We start from the raw sequence: 16,689 nt of genomic DNA on the forward strand, positions 1-16,689 counted from the left end.
TGCAAGCCCGCACCCTCTGGGTGATCCATGAAACGCGCCCCTCGCAGCCTTCAACACCATGTTTTATATAGGAAATATAATGGTCAGGACAGCGAAATCAGCGCCTTACTTGGGAAATGTGGGATTACACCCGCCGAACGTCCGAAGGCGGGCTTGTGATGTTCCGCGTGGACATCACCGATCTGCGGCATCATCAACAGCGGCTGGAAGCCTCGAACGCGGAACTGCGTGCGGCCCTGACCGAGCGCGATGCAGCCGAAAGCCGGTTCCGCAATGTCGCCGATATCAGTTCGGAATGGTTCTGGGAGCAGGACGAAAACATGCACCTGACCTATTTTTCCGAAGGGTTCGCGCGCATCATGGGGCGCGATCCTGCCGATTTCATCGGGCGGCTGTCCCCCGATCTGATGCTCCCCGACAGTTCCGATCCGCATTCCAGAAAAGGAACCAGCCTGCATGCGAAGATGCAGGCCCACGAGCCGTTCTCGAATGTCATCTACAACTACAAGTTCCACGACGACAAGGAGAGCTGGATCCGCACCAACGGCAAGCCGGTCTTCGACAAGGACGGCACCTTCCGCGGCTATATCGGCACGGCCGAGGATGTCACGCTGTTCTACGCGGCCCTGCGCGAGGCCGAACAGGCCGACGAGGCCAAGACCCAGTTCCTGAACGTCATCAGTCACGAGTTGCGCACGCCGCTGACGTCGGTCCTTGGGTTCAACAGCTTTGTCGCCAATGCCGTGAAGTTGCCCTCCTACGCGGCGCTGCGTCAGGCGCTGGTCGCCGGGGAAACCACCGAAATCACCCGGTGTTTCGAGGCTTTCCTGGCCGACATCACCGGCTTTGCGAACCGGATTCGCAGTGCCGGGGTTCAGTTGCAGTCGCTGATCGACGACATGCTCGATCTGGCGCGGATCGAGGCCAATACGATGCGACTCGACCTGACCCGTGTCGACAGCCAACGCGTCGTCACCTCGGTGGTCGAGCAGATGCAGGCGCTTGCCGCCGAGAAAGCGCTGGAACTGCGGATGAATGTGAGCGACCTGCCGGTGCTGGCCGATGAAATCAGGTTCCGGCAAATCCTGACCAACCTTCTGGGCAATGCGGTCAAATTCACCGATCAGGGCAGCATCACGATTGAAAACGAACGCCAGGGCGATCTGGTGGTGTTTCGCGTTCAGGACACCGGATCGGGCATCGCGCCCGACAGATTGCCGATCATCTTCGATCGTTTCGCGCAGGCCGAGACGGGCACCGGGACCACGCGCAAAAACCCGGGCGTCGGTCTGGGTCTGGCGATCTGCAAGGATCTGGTGCGGCTGCAGAACGGCTGGATCAAGGCGGAAAGCACGCTGGGCGAGGGGGCCACGCTGACTTTCGCACTGCCCGTCGCGCCTGACGCATGAGTGCGCTGCCTGCAAAGTGGACGTACAGACAGAGGCCCGGGGCAACCCCGGGCCTTTTTCATATTTTTGGCCAAGTTTGACCTTATTCAGGAACGAATTTTTAACCATACAATGCAATATGAAGTAACGGTATGATGCCAAGACCGCGCCGGACAACAAGTTCCGGGATGCGATTCTGGCTGATGCTTTTTGTTGGTGAGGTCTTGATCGCGATGGATCCGTTATCGTTTCTGACACTCGGTTTGGCTTTTGGGAGCGGATCTGTCATCGCAATGGCGTCGTTCTATGGGGTGAAACACCGGGGCTATGTGCGCTCTTGCCAAACCTCGGATACGCGGGTGTTTCCGGCGGATATGATAGGCCCGATTGGCGTGCCTCCGGTTCTGTCGGCCGGAAGCATGACGGGCCATGACGCCCGCAGTCAGATCGTGACCGCCGTTTTCGACCAGATTTCCGATGTGGTTTTCATGATCGAGGCCGATACCGGCAAGCTGTGCTACATGAATGAATACGCGTTGCGCATGCAGGGCTGGTCGCGGGCGGCGGTCGGGCACAAGACGCTGATGGACACCAGCTACAACCCCGAAAAATGTATGGTCGATGTGCTGCTGGACACCGTTCTGGCCGAGGGCAAGGCGTCTTTCACCCTGCATTCGGATGCCAGCGGCAAGACCTGCAATGCGCAGTGCTATGCGATCGCGTCGCCTGACGGGAAGCAGCGCGTGCTGCTGATCGTGCGCGATATCTCGCAGCAGACGGATGGCGAGCGTGCGCGCAAGGAGCTGCTGTCGGTAATCACGCACGAGCTGCGCACGCCGCTCACCAGCATCAAGGGCGCGCTGGAATTGCTGAAAGGCGGGGCGACGGGCGCCTTGTCGGATCAGGCCAGCTCTCTGGTGACGATTGCAACCGCGAACAGCGAACGGATGCTGGGTCTGATCCGGGACATCCTGGAAATGGAAGAGATCAATCAGGCCGGGTTCGAGATCACCCCCGAACACCTGAATCTGAGCGCGCTGGTGCAGTCGACGCTGGAGGCGCACAGCGGCTATGGCGCACATCTGGCTGTCAGTTTCGCGGATGCGGGCACCGAGCCCGACCTGTTCACGATGACCGACCCGCGGCGTGTGTCGCAAGTGCTGTCGAACCTGCTGTCGAATGCGGCAAAGGTCACCGAGCGCGGCGGCACGGTCGAGCTTTGGGCGCGCCGCGAAGGGGCCGAGGCCGCAATCTATGTGCGCGATTATGGCCCGGGTATTCCCGAAGCTCTGCGCGACAAGCTGTTCGAACGGTTCGCGAAATCGTCAGAACCCAACCGCTCTCAGGTGAGCGGGTCAGGCCTTGGCCTGAGCATCGTGAAAACCCTTGTGGCCAAGCTTGGCGGCACGATCAGTTTCACGACCGAAAGCGGCGTGGGCACGACGTTCCGCATCACCTTGCCGTTGTCCGCAGCCTGAGCACGGGCTTCCGGCGGCGCCCGGCCGGGATGGCTCACCCCGGCCTGTCTTCGGCCTTTCGTCCCCTCAAGAAAAGAGATCCGTGATGAGGCCGCCACCGGCAAGGCGACCGACCGGCAAGGCCACCGACGGGGCTTGTGCAGGAAATTTTCGTGACGGGAACGGTGCGGGCCGACAAGGCCGCCGCGCCTTCGGCGCCGCGGCTCCGGCCGGCAGGGTGCGAAAACACGGTGGGAATATTTTGATCTGTGGTGAAGCGTATCCCGGCCCGCGTCAGGCGAGGACGGCGTCTTCCATCTGATCCATCAGATCTTCCAGCGCTTCGGCCAGCCCGACCTGCAGGGCGCTGTTTTCAAGCTCCGACAGGATCGCGCGCAGTCGCAGGTCAAGGTCCGCAGCACATCTGCCAAGCTCGGCAAAGCCAACCGTCATGGCCAGCCCATGGAGTTTGTGGACAATGAACGACAGGCGCTCAAGCGCAGCAGGGGCCTTGAGCGGATCGCGGAGTTCGGATTGCAGGGCCTCGATTTCCAGGATCGAAGGGACAAGCCGCGACATGAACTGTTTCTTCACGTCGGCCAGGGCCTGCACCAAGGCCTCGGGCATCACCATGCGGGTGTCAATCTCGCCCATCACGCACTCCCTTTACCGTCACGCCACTTGTCTCAGCCGAAGGAGGAATGCAGCAGATCGACACCGTAACGCGACGTTTGCGTCGCGTTGGCCCGGTCGATCGCACGCGCGACCAGTTTCTTCGGATCGGTCTCGAACATCGAGCTTTGCACCAGCTCGCCGACCGACAGGCCCAGATTCATCGGCAGACCGCCTTCGACCGTCAAGCCGAAATCGGCCAGTGTCGCGCTCAGCGCGATTTCCAGGTCTTCCTGCGAAATGCGGCTGACCCGCGGCACGATCGCCACGAAGCTGCCGTTGCCGTAATAGGAAATCATCGCGTCATGCGACCGAAGGTTCTCGAAGATCGCTTCGGCGACATCGGTCAGGATGCTCTGGAATTCGGCGGGGGTGGAGCGCGCATAGAGGCTTTCGACCTTGCGGATCTGAAAGCCGATGGCGCCCAGCATGAAGCGCCGCCCGCGGCTCAGCCGGTGCAGGTAGTTCTCCATCGCCAGCGCATTGATGACGCGCGGCACGTCGTAGATCGTGATCGGGTCGCCCAGATCAAAGGCCGGAACCCGGCTCGCGGCGCTTGCATCCAGTTCGGTGCGCAGCACTTCGGCCAGATTGCGCGTCTCGTCCGCCAGTTTCTGCTCGTTGTAGAGCATTTGCGAAACGCGCAGCCGCGCGCCCAGTTCGATGACGTCGATCGGTTTGTTGATGTAATCGGTGGCGCCCGCAATGAAAGAGGCGTCGATCGAGGCCTTTTCCGTCACCGAGGTCAGCATCGTGATCGGCACGCGGCGGTATTGCGGAATCTCGCGGATATGGCGGCACAGTTCGATCCCGTCCATGCCGGGCATCAGGATGTCGAGATAGATGGTCGAGAAAGACAGATCCTTGCGTTCGATCAGCTGCATCGCCTCGTCGGCGTTCAGCGCGAAATGCACGTCGCTATAGCCCAGAGACGCAAGAACGCCTTCCATCAGGCGCAGGATGATCGGGTCATCGTCAACCACAAGAAGAGTCATCATCCATCTCCGGAATTCGCTAAACTCAAACGCTCGGGCGCCATCTCAATTCGGATGAGAGTGCCGTCCTACAACTCAACCTTAGGGTCACAATCGTTTGAGAATAGGGCGAATTTAAGGCGTGATTAGGGAAAGGTTAACCCTTGGGACGCATGTCGAGAGCATAGCCTGCCCGCCGCGTTGCCCGGCGGGCACAATCGCGATTATACGCCAAAATCGCAGAAAACAAATTGCGTTTTTGCGGTTTTTGTCGCCACATGCGTGCATGAAAGAACTCCATAGTATCGTGCATGTCGAAGACGACCCGGACATCCGGCAAATTGCCCGGATGTCGCTGGAACTTGTGGGTGGCTTCGAGGTCATGCAATTCGAAAGCGGTCCCAAGGTCATCGAGCAGGCGCCTACGCTAAAGCCCGACATGGTGTTGCTGGATGTGATGATGCCGGGGATGGATGGCGAGGAAACCTATGCCCGCCTGCGTCAGATCGACAGTTTCGCGACCGTCCCGATCATCTTCCTGACCGCAAAGGCCTCGCGCGCCGATTTCGACCGGTTGCGGGAACTGGGTGCGGCCGAGGTCATCTTGAAACCCTTCGACCCGATGGCGCTGCCCGAGCAGGTCAAAGAGATCTGGGCGCGCGTCGCGGTGTGATCCGCGCGCATGACTGCGCCCGGTTGACCTTTGCGCGCGGCCCCGCTAGCGGAAGGCATGGCACGCGCACCCCTTCTTCAGCTTTCCGACATCTCCCTCACCTTCGGGGGCACGCCCCTGTTCGACGGGCTCGACCTGAACGTTCAGCCGGGCGACCGGGTGGCGCTGGTCGGGCGCAATGGTTCGGGCAAATCCACCCTGATGAAGGTGATGGCCGGGCTGATCGAGCCCGACCGCGGCACCCGCATCGTGCCGAGCGGCACGCGCGTGGGCTATATGGAGCAGGAACCCGATCTGTCGGCCTTTGAAACGCTGGGCGATTTTGCCGCCTCGGCCCTGGCCGAGGATGAGAAATACCGCGTCGAGATGGTGGCCGAGGGCCTCAAGTTCCGCCCCGATGCGCCGGTGGCCACCGCCTCGGGCGGCGAGCGGCGGCGCGCGGCGCTGGCGAAACTGCTGGCAGAGGCGCCCGAACTGATGCTGCTGGACGAGCCGACCAACCATCTGGACATTCAGGCCATCGGCTGGCTAGAACAGGAACTGCGGGACACCCGCACCGCCTATGTGCTGATCTCGCATGACCGCGCGTTTTTGCGGCATCTGACCCGCGCGACGCTCTGGATCGACCGCGGCCAGGTGCGGCGGCTGGAGCGCGGGTTCGAGGGATTCGAGGACTGGCGCGAACAGGTCTGGGCCGAGGAAGACGAGGCTCGCCACAAGCTCGACCGCAAGATCAAGGCCGAGGCGAAATGGGCGGTCGAGGGGATCTCGGCGCGGCGCAAGCGTAACCAGGGCCGGGTGCGCGCGCTGCAGGCGCTGCGCGCCGAACGTGCCGGCCAGATCCGCCGGCAGGGCACCGCCGCGATGGAACTGGACAGCGGCACCACCTCGGGCAAGCGGGTGATCGAGGCCACCGGGCTGGAAAAACGCTTTGGCGACAAGGTGATCGTGTCGAATTTCGATCTGCGCGTGCTGCGCGGCGACCGGGTGGCCTTTGTCGGCCCCAATGGCGTGGGCAAGACCACGCTGCTGAAAATGCTGACCGGCGAGATCGCCCCCGATGCGGGCACGGTCAAGCTCGGCACCAATCTGGAAATGGCGGTCTTCGATCAGGCCCGCGCCACGCTCGATTTCAACATGACGCTGTGGGACGGGCTGGTGAACGATCCCGACATGCGGGTCTCGGGGCGCTCCGATCAGGTGATGGTGCGCGGCACGCCCAAGCACGTTGTGGCCTATCTCAAGGATTTCCTGTTCGACGAGACGCAGGCCCGTGCGCCGATCGGCTCGCTCTCGGGCGGCGAGCGCGCGCGGCTCTTGCTGGCACGGATCATGGCCAAGCCCTCGAACCTGCTGATTCTGGACGAGCCGACCAACGATCTGGATGTCGAAACGCTGGATCTGCTGCAGGATATTCTGGGCGAGTATGACGGCACCGTTCTGCTGGTCAGCCACGATCGCGATTTCATCGACCGTGTGGCCACGACCACCATCGCGATGGAAGGCGACGGGCGCGCGACTGTCTATGCCGGCGGCTGGAGCGATTATCAGGCGCAGCGCGCGCTGAGTGCGGCCGAGGTTGCAAAACCCGCCGACAAACCCGCCCCGAAAAAGCCGGAGCCCGCGCCCGAACCCCCGAAAGAATCCCCGAAGAAATCGGGTCTCAGCTTCACCGAGAAGCACCGGCTCGACGCGCTGCCGGGGATCATCGAGAAGCTGGAATTCGAGATCGGTAAACTGACCGAACTTCTGGCCGACCCGGACCTGTTCACCCGCGAGCCAGTGAAATTCCAGAAAGCCACCGCCATGCTTGTCGAACGGCAGGACAGCCTCGCACGGGCCGAAGAGGAATGGCTGACGCTCGAAGAAAAGGCGGCGGGCTGAGCGCCTGCACCGGCCTGCGCCTCCGGCGGGAGTACTTTTGCCAAAAAGAAAGTGACGCTGCGTAACTGCCGCGTTGGCTTTACCCTTTCACCTGGGTCCAAATATCCTGCGGGGGTCCGGGGGCGCAAAGCCCCCGGCTATGGGAGGAATTCATGCATCAGCCGCAGGGCGGCCCGCTGAGCGGGCTGCGTATCGTCGAGATTTCGGGCCTTGGTCCCACACCGTTTACCGCGCAGCTGTTTGCCGACATGGGCGCGCAGGTGATCCGTATTGCACGGCCGGGGTCGGGTGGCGCGGAAAACCATGTGCTGGGGATGGCCAACGATCCGCTGGACCGGGGCCGCGACGTGCTGGAACTGGATCTGAAGGCGCCCGGCGATGTGGCGGTGCTGCGCGCGCTGGTGGCCCGCGCCGATGCGCTGATCGAGGGCATGCGCCCGGGCGTGATGGAACGGCTGGGCCTCGGTCCCGCCGATTTCCCGGAAAACCCCGCACTGGTCTATGGCCGGATGACTGGTTGGGGGCAGAGCGGCCCTTGGGCGCATACTGCGGGCCACGACATCAACTATATCGCGCTCTCAGGCGCGCTCGGCAGTATCGGGACGCCCGAGACACCGGTGATCCCGCTCAATCTGGTCGGCGATTTCGGTGGCGGGGCGATGTATCTGGCCTTCGGGATGATGGCGGCGCTGTTTCATGCGCGCGCGACCGGGCAGGGGCAGGTGGTGGACGCGGCGATTGCCGACGGCGTGGCGCATCTGATGGGGATGATCCAGGGCATGGCCGAGCAGGGGCTGTGGTCCGCCCCGCGCGGCGGCAATCTGATCGACGGCGGCGTGCCGTGGTATGGCACCTATGCCTGCGCTTGTGGCGGTCATATGGCGATCGGTCCTCTCGAGCCGAAATTCTGGGCCGAGTTTCAGCGCCTGATGGGGTTTGCCCCCGGCACCTTGCCCGACCGCGCGGACCGCGCCAACTGGCCCGCGCTGCGCGCCACCCTGGCCGCGCGGTTCGCCGAAAAGACCCGTGACGACTGGGCCGCCATCTTCGACGGCACCGACGCCTGCGCGACCCCGGTGCTGAGCATGGCCGAGGCCGCAGCGCATCCGCATAACGTCGCGCGTGGCACCCATCTGCGCCACGAAGGCATGATGCAGCCTGCGCCCGCGCCGAAACTCTCGGCCACGCCGGGGGCGATCGGGGCAGGATCGACCCTGACCCGGATCACCCCGGCCGAGGCGCTGGCACGGTGGGGCGCCTGAACGGCGCCCCTGTGCATGCGGGATTTCAGCGGTTGTCGGGTTGCGCCCGCACCGCCATCCGCCCCCGATATGAGATCGTGTAGGGCGCGCCCGCGCGGCTTTCGATGAAGCCGCGGGTTCGCAATCGGCGGAACAGGCGCAGGGTGCAATCGCTCAGGATCATGCCGTCACGGGTGACGCAGATCACGTCGGTGATCTTGCCATCCTGCCGGAAATGGCGAATCCGCCCACCTTGCGCCAGCGCGTGCAGCACGCGCTGTTCGTGTTTCGAGATATTCATGGGGTAGCTCTTGATATGGAATCGACACATGGCCCCACGCCGCGTTTGCGGTGGGGCGAAGGTGTCCGGGGTCATCCCGGCTCACCGCGTGCAGACAAGCTCCAGCATCAAGGCTCCGTTTCAGGCCGGGCAGGGGCCCGGGCTTGTGTGCAATCTAGGCAGGCAAGCTCATATGTGCAAGATCTGGCGCAGATGTGCTGCCGTGCCGCTGCAAGATGCTTGACACGCAGGCGCCAATCCCCGATAAGCCGCGAACTTGGCGGGGAGTCTCACTTCCGGCCAAGGTATTTTTGCAATCTCGCCCCGCACGGGGCGCGCTGTCCGAGGCGGGGAAACCCGGCAACCCAGATGGGGCCACAGGGCGCGGCTGACACGAAGGAAAGACGCATGTTCGCGGTCCTCAAAACGGGCGGCAAGCAATACAAGGTTCAGGCGGGCGATGTGCTGCGCGTCGAACTGATTGCTGCTGTTGCTGGCGACAAAGTCCAGTTCAATGAAATTCTGATGGTTGGCGGCGACAAGCTCACCGTCGGCGCGCCGCTGGTTGAAGGCGCCGCCGTGGTGGCCGAGGTCATCGACAACATCAAGGCCGACAAGGTCATCACCTATCACAAACGTCGCCGGAAACATTCGTCGCAGCGGACCCGTGGCCACCGTCAAAAACTGACGCTGGTGCGCGTGACCGAGGTTCTCGCCTCGGGCGCGGCCGCTTCGGGCGTCAAGGAAGCCGTTGGCACCGCCTCGGCGCGTCGCGTGGCTCACAACGCCACCGCAGCTCAGGAGTAATCCCTCATGGCACACAAAAAAGCAGGCGGTTCTTCGCGTAACGGCCGCGACTCGGCTGGTCGTCGTCTTGGCGTGAAACTCTATGGCGGTCAGGCTGCGGCCCCCGGCAATATCATCGTGCGTCAGCGCGGGACCACCTGGTACCCGGGCGAAGGCGTGATGATGGGCCGTGACCACACCATCTTCGCCGTCGTCGATGGCAAGGTTACCTTCAAGAAGGGCCTCAAGGGGCGCACCTTCATTTCGGTCCTCCCGGTTGCGGAGGCGGCCGAATAAGCCGGACCAGACCCGAATGACATATGGGGGGATCGGCGACACCGCCGGTCCCCCTTCTCTTTTCGGGCCCGCGGGGAGGCGGACCGTCACAGAGACAACGATTTTTCAAGGGGTCAGGGTTAAAGCAGTCATCAGCCTGCCCTAATTTACAGGTATGGCCGGAAGGCCAGCGTTTCGAGGAGGAGCGCCATGCTTCAGGAATTCATCGCCACCCAACCCGTCATCGCAGCGGACCGTTTCATTCTGCGCCCGCTGCGCAAATCCGATGCCGGGCTGATCGCCATGTATACCGGCGACAAGCGGGTGGCGACCGGCACCCGTGCGATCCCGCATCCGCTGCCCCCGGGCGCGGCCGAGGCATATGTCGCCCGTGCGATGGCCGAAAACCGCAGTGAAGATGTCTGGGCGCTCGATGGGTCGGATCATGGCCTGGCAGAAGTTCTGGGCGTGGTCTCGCTGACCCGGATCGAACCCGATCAGTCCGAGGTTGGCTTCTGGGTCGGCCCGGGTTTCTGGAACACCGGCTTCGCCTCCGAGGCGGTCGCGGCCCTTGTCGCGGCCAATCCGCATAAATCGCGCACCCTCTTTGCCGAGGTCTTCCAGGACAGCCAGGGCTCGGCCCGGGTGCTGACCAATGCGGGTTTCGAATATCTGGGCGATGCCGAAAGCTGGTCGGTCGCGCGCGGGGCGCGGGTGCCGACCTGGACCTATCTGAAGAAGATGGTGTAACCCGATGACCGGCCGCGCCTTTCTTGAAACGGCGCGGCTGGTGCTGCGGCCGCTGGCGGAAGCGGATCGTGCGGCCTGTGTTGCCGCGATGAACGATCTGGCGATCACGCGCTGGCTGCCTGCCGTCCCCTATCCCTACAGCCCGGCCGATTTCGACGGCTTCCTGCCGTTGCACGCCCCCGGGCGCCGCTGGGCGATCACGCGGGACGGCACCTTTGTCGGGATGATCGCGCTCGATCCGCATTTCGGTTATTGGCTGGTGCCTGACGCACAGGGGCAGGGCGTGGCGACCGAGGCTGCGCGTGCGGTTCTGGCCGCGCATTTTGCAGACCCGCAGGCGGGGGATGTGATCTCGGGCTATCTGACGGGGAATGCAGCCTCGGCCAATGTGCTGGGCAAGCTGGGCTTCGTGCCGGTCGGGCAGGGGCGGGTGGTGTCCCGCGCGCTGGGGGCCGAGGTGGAGCATGTCGACATGGCGCTGACCCGCGCCGCCTGGGCCATGGCCAATCCGCTCGTGATCGACACCCCGCGCCTGCGCCTTGATCCGCTGACGCCCGCCGATGCCGAACCCTTCCGCGCGCTTGTCACCACGCCGGACATCGGCCGGATGCTGTTCATCTTTCCGCCCGATTACAGCCTGAGCGACGCGCAGGCGATGATGGCGCAGAACCGCTGGGCGGGCACCCGCCCGCTGCGGCTGGCGATCCGGCAGGGCGGGCGGATGATCGGCACCATCGGGCTGGGTGCAGGCGATCTGCCCGATATCTATTATTTCCTTGCGCCCGACTGCGCGGGGCAGGGCCTGATGCGCGAGGCGATCACCGCCTTTTGTCCCGCAGTGCGCCGTCACTTCGGTCTGTCCGGGCTCGGCGCCAAGGTCTTTACCGACAACCCCGCTTCGGCGCATCTGCTGGAAAGCTGCGGCTTCGTGCGCAGCGGCGTGGACCGCGTGCACTCGGCCCAACGCGCCTCGCCGCACCCGGTCTGGCTCTACCGGCAGGGCTGATCTGTCGTTTCCTTCTTTCTGGTCCAAATATCCCGGGGGTGTGGGGGCGGCGCCCCCACGCAAGCCTTGAACAAACCCCCGCCGCAGCGTATGTCGGCGCCTTGTGAATAAGGACGCTTCCGATGAAATTTCTCGATCTCGCCAAAGTCTATATCCGCTCGGGTTCGGGCGGGGGCGGCTGCGTGTCGTTCCGGCGCGAGAAATTCATCGAATTCGGCGGCCCGGATGGCGGCGACGGCGGCAAGGGCGGCTCGGTCTGGGCCGAGGCGGTCGAGGGGCTGAACACCCTGATCGACTTCCGCTATCAGCAGCACTTCTTTGCCAAGAACGGCCAGCACGGCATGGGCAGCCAGTGCACCGGCAAGGATGGCGACGACATCGTGCTGAAAGTGCCGGTCGGCACCGAGATCATCGACGAGGATGAGGAAACCATCATCGCCGACCTGACCGAGGTCGGCCAGCGCGTGCTGCTGGCCAAGGGCGGCAATGGCGGATGGGGCAACCTGCGCTTCAAGACCGCGACGAACCGCGCCCCCTCGCGCGCGAATTCCGGGCAGGACGGGGTCGAGCGCACGCTTTGGCTGCGGCTGAAACTGATCGCGGATGCCGGGCTTCTGGGCCTGCCCAACGCGGGCAAATCGACCTTCCTGGCCGCGGTGTCGAACGCGCGCCCGAAGATCGCCGATTATCCCTTCACCACGCTGGTGCCGAACCTCGGTGTCGTGGGCGTGGACGGCAAGGAATTCGTGATGGCGGACATTCCCGGCCTGATCGAGGGCGCCTCCGAAGGGCGCGGCCTGGGCGATCAGTTCCTGGGCCATGTCGAACGCTGCTCGGTCCTGCTGCATCTGGTCGATGGTACCTCGTCCACCATCACCAAGGATTACCGCACCATCATCGCCGAGCTAGAGGCCTATTCCGAGGCGCTGTATGAAAAGCCGCGGATCACCGTTCTGAACAAGATCGACGCGCTCGATCCCAAGACCCTGTCCACGCGCAAGCGCGCGCTGGAAAAGGCCACGGGCGGGCCGGTGTTCCTGATGTCCGGTGTCTCGAAACAGGGTGTGACCGAGGTCTTGCGCGCGATCTGGGCCGAGATCGAGGAGGGCCGCCGCGAAACCGAAGAGGTGGCGCCTTGGCAGCCCTGACCTCTGCGCCCGTATCTGTCGCGAAACCCGATGTGCACAGCGCGCAGCGGCTGGTCGTCAAGATCGGCTCGGCGCTGCTGGTCGGGGCCGAGGGGCTCAAGACCGGCTGGCTGAAGGCGCTGGCCGAAGATGTCGCCGCCGCGCGCGCGCGCGGGGCCGATGTGGTGCTGGTGTCCTCGGGCTCGATTGCGCTCGGGCGCCGGGTGCTGGGCCTGCCTGGCGGTCCGCTGCCGCTGGAACAATCGCAGGCCGCCGCTGCCGTGGGCCAGATCCGGCTCGCGCGCGCCTATGAAGAGGTGCTGGCACCGCATGGCGTAACCACCGCGCAGGTGCTGGTGACGCTGGAAGATACTGACGACCGCCGCCGCTATCTGAATTCGCGCGCGACGATGGAAACCCTGCTGGGCCTGGGCGTGGTGCCGATCGTGAACGAAAACGACACCGTCGCCACCGACGAAATCCGCTTTGGCGACAACGACCGTCTGGCCGCGCAGATCGCGGTGACGGTGGGCGCCGATCAGCTGGTGCTGCTGTCCGATGTCGACGGCTTCTATTCGGCCAATCCGAAGGAAGATCCCGATGCGATCCGCTTCGAGATCGTCGATCACATCACCCCCGAGATCGAGGCGATGGCCGGCGATCCGATTTCCGGCCTGTCGAAAGGCGGCATGAAGACCAAGCTTTTGGCCGCGAAAACCGCCGTGGCGGGCGGCTGCGCGATGGCGATCATGGAAGGCTCGGTCGACCGGCCGCTTGCGGCGCTGGCCACGGGGGCAAACTGCACCTGGTTCCTGCCCGAAGGCGACCCGCAGACGGCGCGCAAACGCTGGATCGCGGCGATGAAGCCGCGCGGCGAGGTGGTGGTCGATGCCGGGGCCGTGGGGGCGCTGGCACGCGGCAAATCGCTGCTGCCCGCGGGCGTCGTCAAGGTCACCGGCCGCTTCGGTCGTGGCGATCCGGTGACGATCGCGGGCCCGGACGGTGCGGCATTGGGCAAGGGCCTGATGCGCTACACCGCCGACGAGGCGCGCCAGATCGCCGGTCACCGCTCGGGCGAGATCGAAGAGATCCTGGGCTACCCCGGACGCGCCGCACTGATCCACCGCGACGACATGGTGGTCAGCTGAGGCAGGGGCACCGCCCGCGCTTGGCTGCGCCAAGTCACCCCAGGCTCGTTCGGGCAGGAAGAAGACGCGCTGTTCACTTTGGCATAAATATCCCGCGGGGGTCCGGGGGCGCGAAGCCCCCGGCGCGGCTCACTTCGCGATGCGGTCCAGAATCCGCGCCCAGCTGCGAATACCCTTGTGGAAGCTTTCCACGTCGTATTTCTCGTTCGGCGAATGGATCTGGTCGTCATCGCGGCCAAAGCCCACAAGCATCGCGTCCATTCCCAGGATATCCTTGAAATAGCCCGCGATCGGGATCGACCCGCCACAGCCGACAAAGGCTGCGGGACGGGCCCATTCCGCGCTCAGCGCGCCGCGGGCGGCTTCGAAGGCGGGGTCGGTGATTTCCATCACCGAGGCCGGGCTGCCCTCGGGTTCGTGCCATTCCAGCGTGCAGTCGGGCGGCAGCTGCGCCTCGATCCAGGCGCGGAACGCGGGCAGGATTTTGGCCGGGTCCTGCCGCGACACCAGCCGGAAGCTGACCTTGGCATGGGCTTCGGCGGGCAGCACGGTCTTGAACCCGGCCCCGGTATAGCCGCCCCAGATGCCGTTGATCTCGGCCGTCGGGCGCGACCAGATCATTTCAAGCGGCGTGCGGCCGGCCTCGCCCGCCGGGGTGGTCAGGCCGACGGCGCCCAGAAAGGCCGCGTGGTCGAAGGCGAGGCTTTGCCATTGCGCGCGCACGGCTTCGGGCAATTCGTCGACATCGTCGTAGAAGCCGGGCACCGCGACCCGGCCCTGATCGTCGTGCAGCCCACCCAGGATCCGGGTCAGCACCCGGATCGGGTTGATCGCGGCGCCACCGAACATGCCCGAATGCAGATCCTTGTTGGCCGCATGAATGGTGAATTCGACCTTCGCCAGCCCGCGCAGCATGGTCACGATCGCAGGCACGGTATCGGCAAATAGCCCGGTGTCGCAGATCAGGGCCAGATCGGCGCTGAGTTCGCCGGCATTCTGTTTCATGAAGGGGATCAGCGAGGGAGAGCCCGATTCCTCTTCCCCCTCGAAGAAAATCGTCAGGTTGCCTGGCAGGGTGCCGGTCACATCCTTGTAGGCACGGCAGGCTTCGACAAAGGTCATCAACTGGCCCTTGTCATCGCTGGCGCCGCGCGCGCGGATCACGCGGCCTTTCGGCGTGTCCTGGATTTCGGGATCGAAGGGATCGCGTTCCCACAGCGACAGGGGATCGACCGGCTGCACGTCGTAATGGCCGTAAAACAGGATGTGGCGGCCGGGGCCTTCGTGACGCGCCACCACCATCGGGTGCCCGGGCGTGGGGCGGACCTCGGCCTTGAAACCAAGGGAATTCAGTTCCTTGACCAGCCAGTCGGCGGCGTCAGCGCAGGCCGGCTTGAATGCCGGATCGGTCGAGATCGAGGGGATGCGCAGCAGATCGCTCAGCCGGTCCAGAGCCTCGGGCAGGGTGTCGTCGATACGGGTGAGAACGGCGTCTAGGGTCATTGGGGTCTCCTGTTTCGGGGGGAGCCTAGCACCCCGCGCGGTGCTGTCCAGCATCTGCCGGACAGGGCCGGTTTGCACCGACATATTCGGATTTCTGCAATTGATTCATCTGTGCGACAAATTTACGCTCCCCAAACCCGACTTTGACCTTTATCAATGCCGGGCGCAAACAGGGCCGCTAAGGCTCACCCCAGCGAACCAAGGCGAGGGAAACGACATGGACTACAATCACGCTCTTGATCAGGCGATTCAACGGCTGCACGACGAGGGCCGCTATCGCGTCTTTATCGACATCGAGCGTGAAAAGGGCGCGTTCCCGAAAGCGGTGTGGACCCGCCCGGATGGCCGCAAGCAGGACATCACCATCTGGTGCGGCAACGACTATCTGGGCATGGGCCAGCATCCGGCCGTTCTGGCGGCGATGCACGAGGCGCTGGACGCCACCGGCGCAGGGTCGGGCGGCACGCGCAACATCTCGGGCACCACAGTCTATCACAAGCGGCTGGAGGCCGAGCTGGCCGACCTGCACGGCAAGGAAAGCGCGCTGGTCTTCTCGTCGGCCTATATCGCCAATGACGCGACGCTGAGCACGCTGCACAAGCTGTTCCCCGGGCTGATCATCTATTCGGACGAGCTGAACCACGCCTCGATGATCGAAGGCATCAAGCGCAACGGCGGCGCCAAGCGGATCTTCCGGCACAACGATGTCGCGCATCTGCGCGAGCTGCTGGCTGCTGACGACCCGGCTGCGCCCAAGCTGATCGCCTTCGAATCGGTCTATTCGATGGACGGCGATTTCGGCCCGATCACGGCGATCTGCGATCTGGCCCAGGAATTCAATGCGCTGACCTACCTGGACGAAGTCCATGCCGTCGGCATGTATGGTCCGCGCGGCGCCGGTATTGCCGAACAATTGGGCGAAATGGGTCGGATCGACATTTTCAACGGCACGCTGGGCAAGGCCTTCGGCGTGTTCGGCGGCTATATCGCGGCGTCTGAAAAGATGGTCGATGCGATCCGCTCTTATGCGCCGGGCTTCATTTTCACCACCTCGCTGCCGCCGGTGGTCGCGGCGGGGGCTGCGGCCTCGATCGCCTTCCTGAAGTCGGCCGGGGGGCAGAAGCTGCGCGATGCCCAGCAACTGCACGCCAAGGTCTTGAAAATGCGCCTGAAAGCGCTGGGTATGCCGATCATCGACCATGGCAGCCACATCGTGCCGGTCGTCATCGGCGATCCCAAGCACACCAAGGCGCTGTCGGATATGCTGCTGGACGAATTCGGCGTCTATGTGCAGCCGATCAACTTCCCGACGGTGCCGCGTGGCACGGAACGGCTGCGCTTCACGCCTTCGCCGGTGCATGATCTGGGGCAGATCGACCATTTGGTGCGCGCGATGGATGCGCTGTGGTCGCGCTGTGCGCTGAATCGCGCCGAGGCTTCGGCCTGACCGCGTTCTGCGGATGCACTGCTCTCTGACCTGTGATAATAATTGCCTAAGGATTCGGACGACAGGTGGACCGAATC

At 64.1% G+C, this 16,689-nt stretch carries 16 protein-coding genes; 12 read left to right on the top strand and 4 right to left on the bottom strand.

All coding sequences use genetic code 11. From position 1 onward, the window contains the following. The first annotated feature begins 158 nt into the window (after positions 1 to 158). Both P2G62_RS14180 and P2G62_RS14185 read left to right on the top strand, forming a co-directional pair. Positions 159 to 1,409 carry a PAS domain-containing sensor histidine kinase gene (locus P2G62_RS14180; protein WP_275735562.1) on the top strand — a complete coding sequence of 417 codons (1,251 nt, stop codon included), beginning with the start codon at positions 159 to 161 and terminating at the stop codon, positions 1,407 to 1,409. A gap of 398 nt (positions 1,410 to 1,807) precedes the next feature. After that, positions 1,808 to 2,866, top strand: coding sequence for a PAS domain-containing sensor histidine kinase (locus P2G62_RS14185; RefSeq protein WP_275735563.1), 1,059 nt, complete (start codon positions 1,808 to 1,810; stop codon positions 2,864 to 2,866). Between the two features lie 273 nt (positions 2,867 to 3,139). On the opposite strand, the gene P2G62_RS14190 is transcribed toward P2G62_RS14185, so the two are convergent. Both P2G62_RS14190 and P2G62_RS14195 read right to left on the bottom strand, forming a co-directional pair. Next, positions 3,140 to 3,499 carry an Hpt domain-containing protein gene (locus tag P2G62_RS14190; protein WP_275735564.1) on the bottom strand — a complete coding sequence of 120 codons (360 nt, stop codon included), beginning with the start codon at positions 3,497 to 3,499 and terminating at the stop codon, positions 3,140 to 3,142. Positions 3,500 to 3,531: 32 nt separating this feature from the next. After that, positions 3,532 to 4,512 carry a response regulator gene (locus P2G62_RS14195; RefSeq protein WP_275735565.1) on the bottom strand — a complete coding sequence of 327 codons (981 nt, stop codon included), beginning with the start codon at positions 4,510 to 4,512 and terminating at the stop codon, positions 3,532 to 3,534. Between the two features lie 265 nt (positions 4,513 to 4,777). Between P2G62_RS14195 and P2G62_RS14200 the strand changes: the two genes are divergently transcribed. From P2G62_RS14200 to P2G62_RS14210, 3 genes are all read left to right on the top strand, one after another. Further along, positions 4,778 to 5,164, top strand: coding sequence for a response regulator (locus P2G62_RS14200; RefSeq protein WP_275735566.1), 387 nt, complete (start codon positions 4,778 to 4,780; stop codon positions 5,162 to 5,164). A 57-nt stretch (positions 5,165 to 5,221) separates the two neighbouring features. Continuing rightward, on the top strand, positions 5,222 to 7,048 hold the full coding sequence (locus tag P2G62_RS14205; RefSeq protein ID WP_275735567.1) for an ATP-binding cassette domain-containing protein: 1,827 nt from the start codon (positions 5,222 to 5,224) through the stop codon (positions 7,046 to 7,048). 152 nt (positions 7,049 to 7,200) lie between these two features. Continuing rightward, the gene (locus P2G62_RS14210; protein ID WP_275735568.1) at positions 7,201 to 8,310 is read left to right on the top strand and encodes a CaiB/BaiF CoA-transferase family protein; all 1,110 of its coding nucleotides are present in this window, start codon (positions 7,201 to 7,203) and stop codon (positions 8,308 to 8,310) included. Between the two features lie 25 nt (positions 8,311 to 8,335). On the opposite strand, the gene P2G62_RS14215 is transcribed toward P2G62_RS14210, so the two are convergent. Then, positions 8,336 to 8,590: a YjhX family toxin gene (locus P2G62_RS14215; protein WP_275735569.1), complete on the bottom strand. Its 255-nt coding sequence runs from the start codon at positions 8,588 to 8,590 to the stop codon at positions 8,336 to 8,338. Positions 8,591 to 8,977: 387 nt separating this feature from the next. Here P2G62_RS14215 and rplU point away from each other — a divergent pair, with 387 nt between their 5' ends. The 6 genes from rplU (at position 8,978) to proB (ending at position 13,662) form a co-directional block, all read left to right on the top strand. Continuing rightward, positions 8,978 to 9,376: a 50S ribosomal protein L21 gene (gene rplU, locus P2G62_RS14220; protein WP_275735570.1), complete on the top strand. Its 399-nt coding sequence runs from the start codon at positions 8,978 to 8,980 to the stop codon at positions 9,374 to 9,376. Positions 9,377 to 9,382: 6 nt separating this feature from the next. Then, entirely contained in the window at positions 9,383 to 9,652 is a 270-nt protein-coding gene (gene rpmA, locus P2G62_RS14225; protein ID WP_275735572.1) for a 50S ribosomal protein L27, read from the top strand. 189 nt (positions 9,653 to 9,841) lie between these two features. Beyond that, positions 9,842 to 10,381 carry a GNAT family N-acetyltransferase gene (locus tag P2G62_RS14230; protein WP_275735573.1) on the top strand — a complete coding sequence of 180 codons (540 nt, stop codon included), beginning with the start codon at positions 9,842 to 9,844 and terminating at the stop codon, positions 10,379 to 10,381. A 4-nt stretch (positions 10,382 to 10,385) separates the two neighbouring features. Continuing rightward, positions 10,386 to 11,387: a GNAT family N-acetyltransferase gene (locus P2G62_RS14235; protein ID WP_275735574.1), complete on the top strand. Its 1,002-nt coding sequence runs from the start codon at positions 10,386 to 10,388 to the stop codon at positions 11,385 to 11,387. A 122-nt stretch (positions 11,388 to 11,509) separates the two neighbouring features. Beyond that, on the top strand, positions 11,510 to 12,535 hold the full coding sequence (gene obgE / locus P2G62_RS14240) for a GTPase ObgE (protein ID WP_275735575.1): 1,026 nt from the start codon (positions 11,510 to 11,512) through the stop codon (positions 12,533 to 12,535). Continuing rightward, positions 12,532 to 13,662: a glutamate 5-kinase gene (proB, locus tag P2G62_RS14245; RefSeq protein WP_275735722.1), complete on the top strand. Its 1,131-nt coding sequence runs from the start codon at positions 12,532 to 12,534 to the stop codon at positions 13,660 to 13,662. The genes obgE and proB overlap by 4 nt, the downstream gene beginning before the upstream one ends. Before the next feature lie 129 nt (positions 13,663 to 13,791). On the opposite strand, the gene P2G62_RS14250 is transcribed toward proB, so the two are convergent. Beyond that, positions 13,792 to 15,165 carry a M20/M25/M40 family metallo-hydrolase gene (locus tag P2G62_RS14250; RefSeq protein WP_275735576.1) on the bottom strand — a complete coding sequence of 458 codons (1,374 nt, stop codon included), beginning with the start codon at positions 15,163 to 15,165 and terminating at the stop codon, positions 13,792 to 13,794. Between the two features lie 217 nt (positions 15,166 to 15,382). Here P2G62_RS14250 and hemA point away from each other — a divergent pair, with 217 nt between their 5' ends. After that, positions 15,383 to 16,612: a 5-aminolevulinate synthase gene (gene hemA, locus P2G62_RS14255; RefSeq protein WP_275735577.1), complete on the top strand. Its 1,230-nt coding sequence runs from the start codon at positions 15,383 to 15,385 to the stop codon at positions 16,610 to 16,612. Positions 16,613 to 16,689: the final 77 nt, after the last annotated feature.

This window comes from Paenirhodobacter sp. CAU 1674, from assembly GCF_029222945.1.
Lineage (GTDB): Bacteria > Pseudomonadota > Alphaproteobacteria > Rhodobacterales > Rhodobacteraceae > Rhodobacter.

Bases quoted from the DNA above. Each gene is read 5' to 3' on its own strand.
- P2G62_RS14210 (WP_275735568.1), top strand. From the start codon at position 7,201: ATGCATCAGCCGCAGGGCGGCCCGCTGAGCGGGCTGCGTATCGTCGAG.
- rpmA (WP_275735572.1), top strand. From the start codon at position 9,383: ATGGCACACAAAAAAGCAGGCGGTTCTTCGCGTAACGGCCGCGACTCG.
- P2G62_RS14205 (WP_275735567.1), top strand. From the start codon at position 5,222: ATGGCACGCGCACCCCTTCTTCAGCTTTCCGACATCTCCCTCACCTTC.
- P2G62_RS14230 (WP_275735573.1), top strand. From the start codon at position 9,842: ATGCTTCAGGAATTCATCGCCACCCAACCCGTCATCGCAGCGGACCGT.
- P2G62_RS14190 (WP_275735564.1), bottom strand. From the start codon at position 3,499: ATGGGCGAGATTGACACCCGCATGGTGATGCCCGAGGCCTTGGTGCAG.
- P2G62_RS14180 (WP_275735562.1), top strand. From the start codon at position 159: ATGTTCCGCGTGGACATCACCGATCTGCGGCATCATCAACAGCGGCTG.
- hemA (WP_275735577.1), top strand. From the start codon at position 15,383: ATGGACTACAATCACGCTCTTGATCAGGCGATTCAACGGCTGCACGAC.
- P2G62_RS14250 (WP_275735576.1), bottom strand. From the start codon at position 15,165: ATGACCCTAGACGCCGTTCTCACCCGTATCGACGACACCCTGCCCGAG.
- P2G62_RS14195 (WP_275735565.1), bottom strand. From the start codon at position 4,512: ATGACTCTTCTTGTGGTTGACGATGACCCGATCATCCTGCGCCTGATG.
- P2G62_RS14185 (WP_275735563.1), top strand. From the start codon at position 1,808: ATGACGGGCCATGACGCCCGCAGTCAGATCGTGACCGCCGTTTTCGAC.
- rplU (WP_275735570.1), top strand. From the start codon at position 8,978: ATGTTCGCGGTCCTCAAAACGGGCGGCAAGCAATACAAGGTTCAGGCG.
- P2G62_RS14200 (WP_275735566.1), top strand. From the start codon at position 4,778: ATGAAAGAACTCCATAGTATCGTGCATGTCGAAGACGACCCGGACATC.
- P2G62_RS14215 (WP_275735569.1), bottom strand. From the start codon at position 8,590: ATGAATATCTCGAAACACGAACAGCGCGTGCTGCACGCGCTGGCGCAA.
- P2G62_RS14235 (WP_275735574.1), top strand. From the start codon at position 10,386: ATGACCGGCCGCGCCTTTCTTGAAACGGCGCGGCTGGTGCTGCGGCCG.
- obgE (WP_275735575.1), top strand. From the start codon at position 11,510: ATGAAATTTCTCGATCTCGCCAAAGTCTATATCCGCTCGGGTTCGGGC.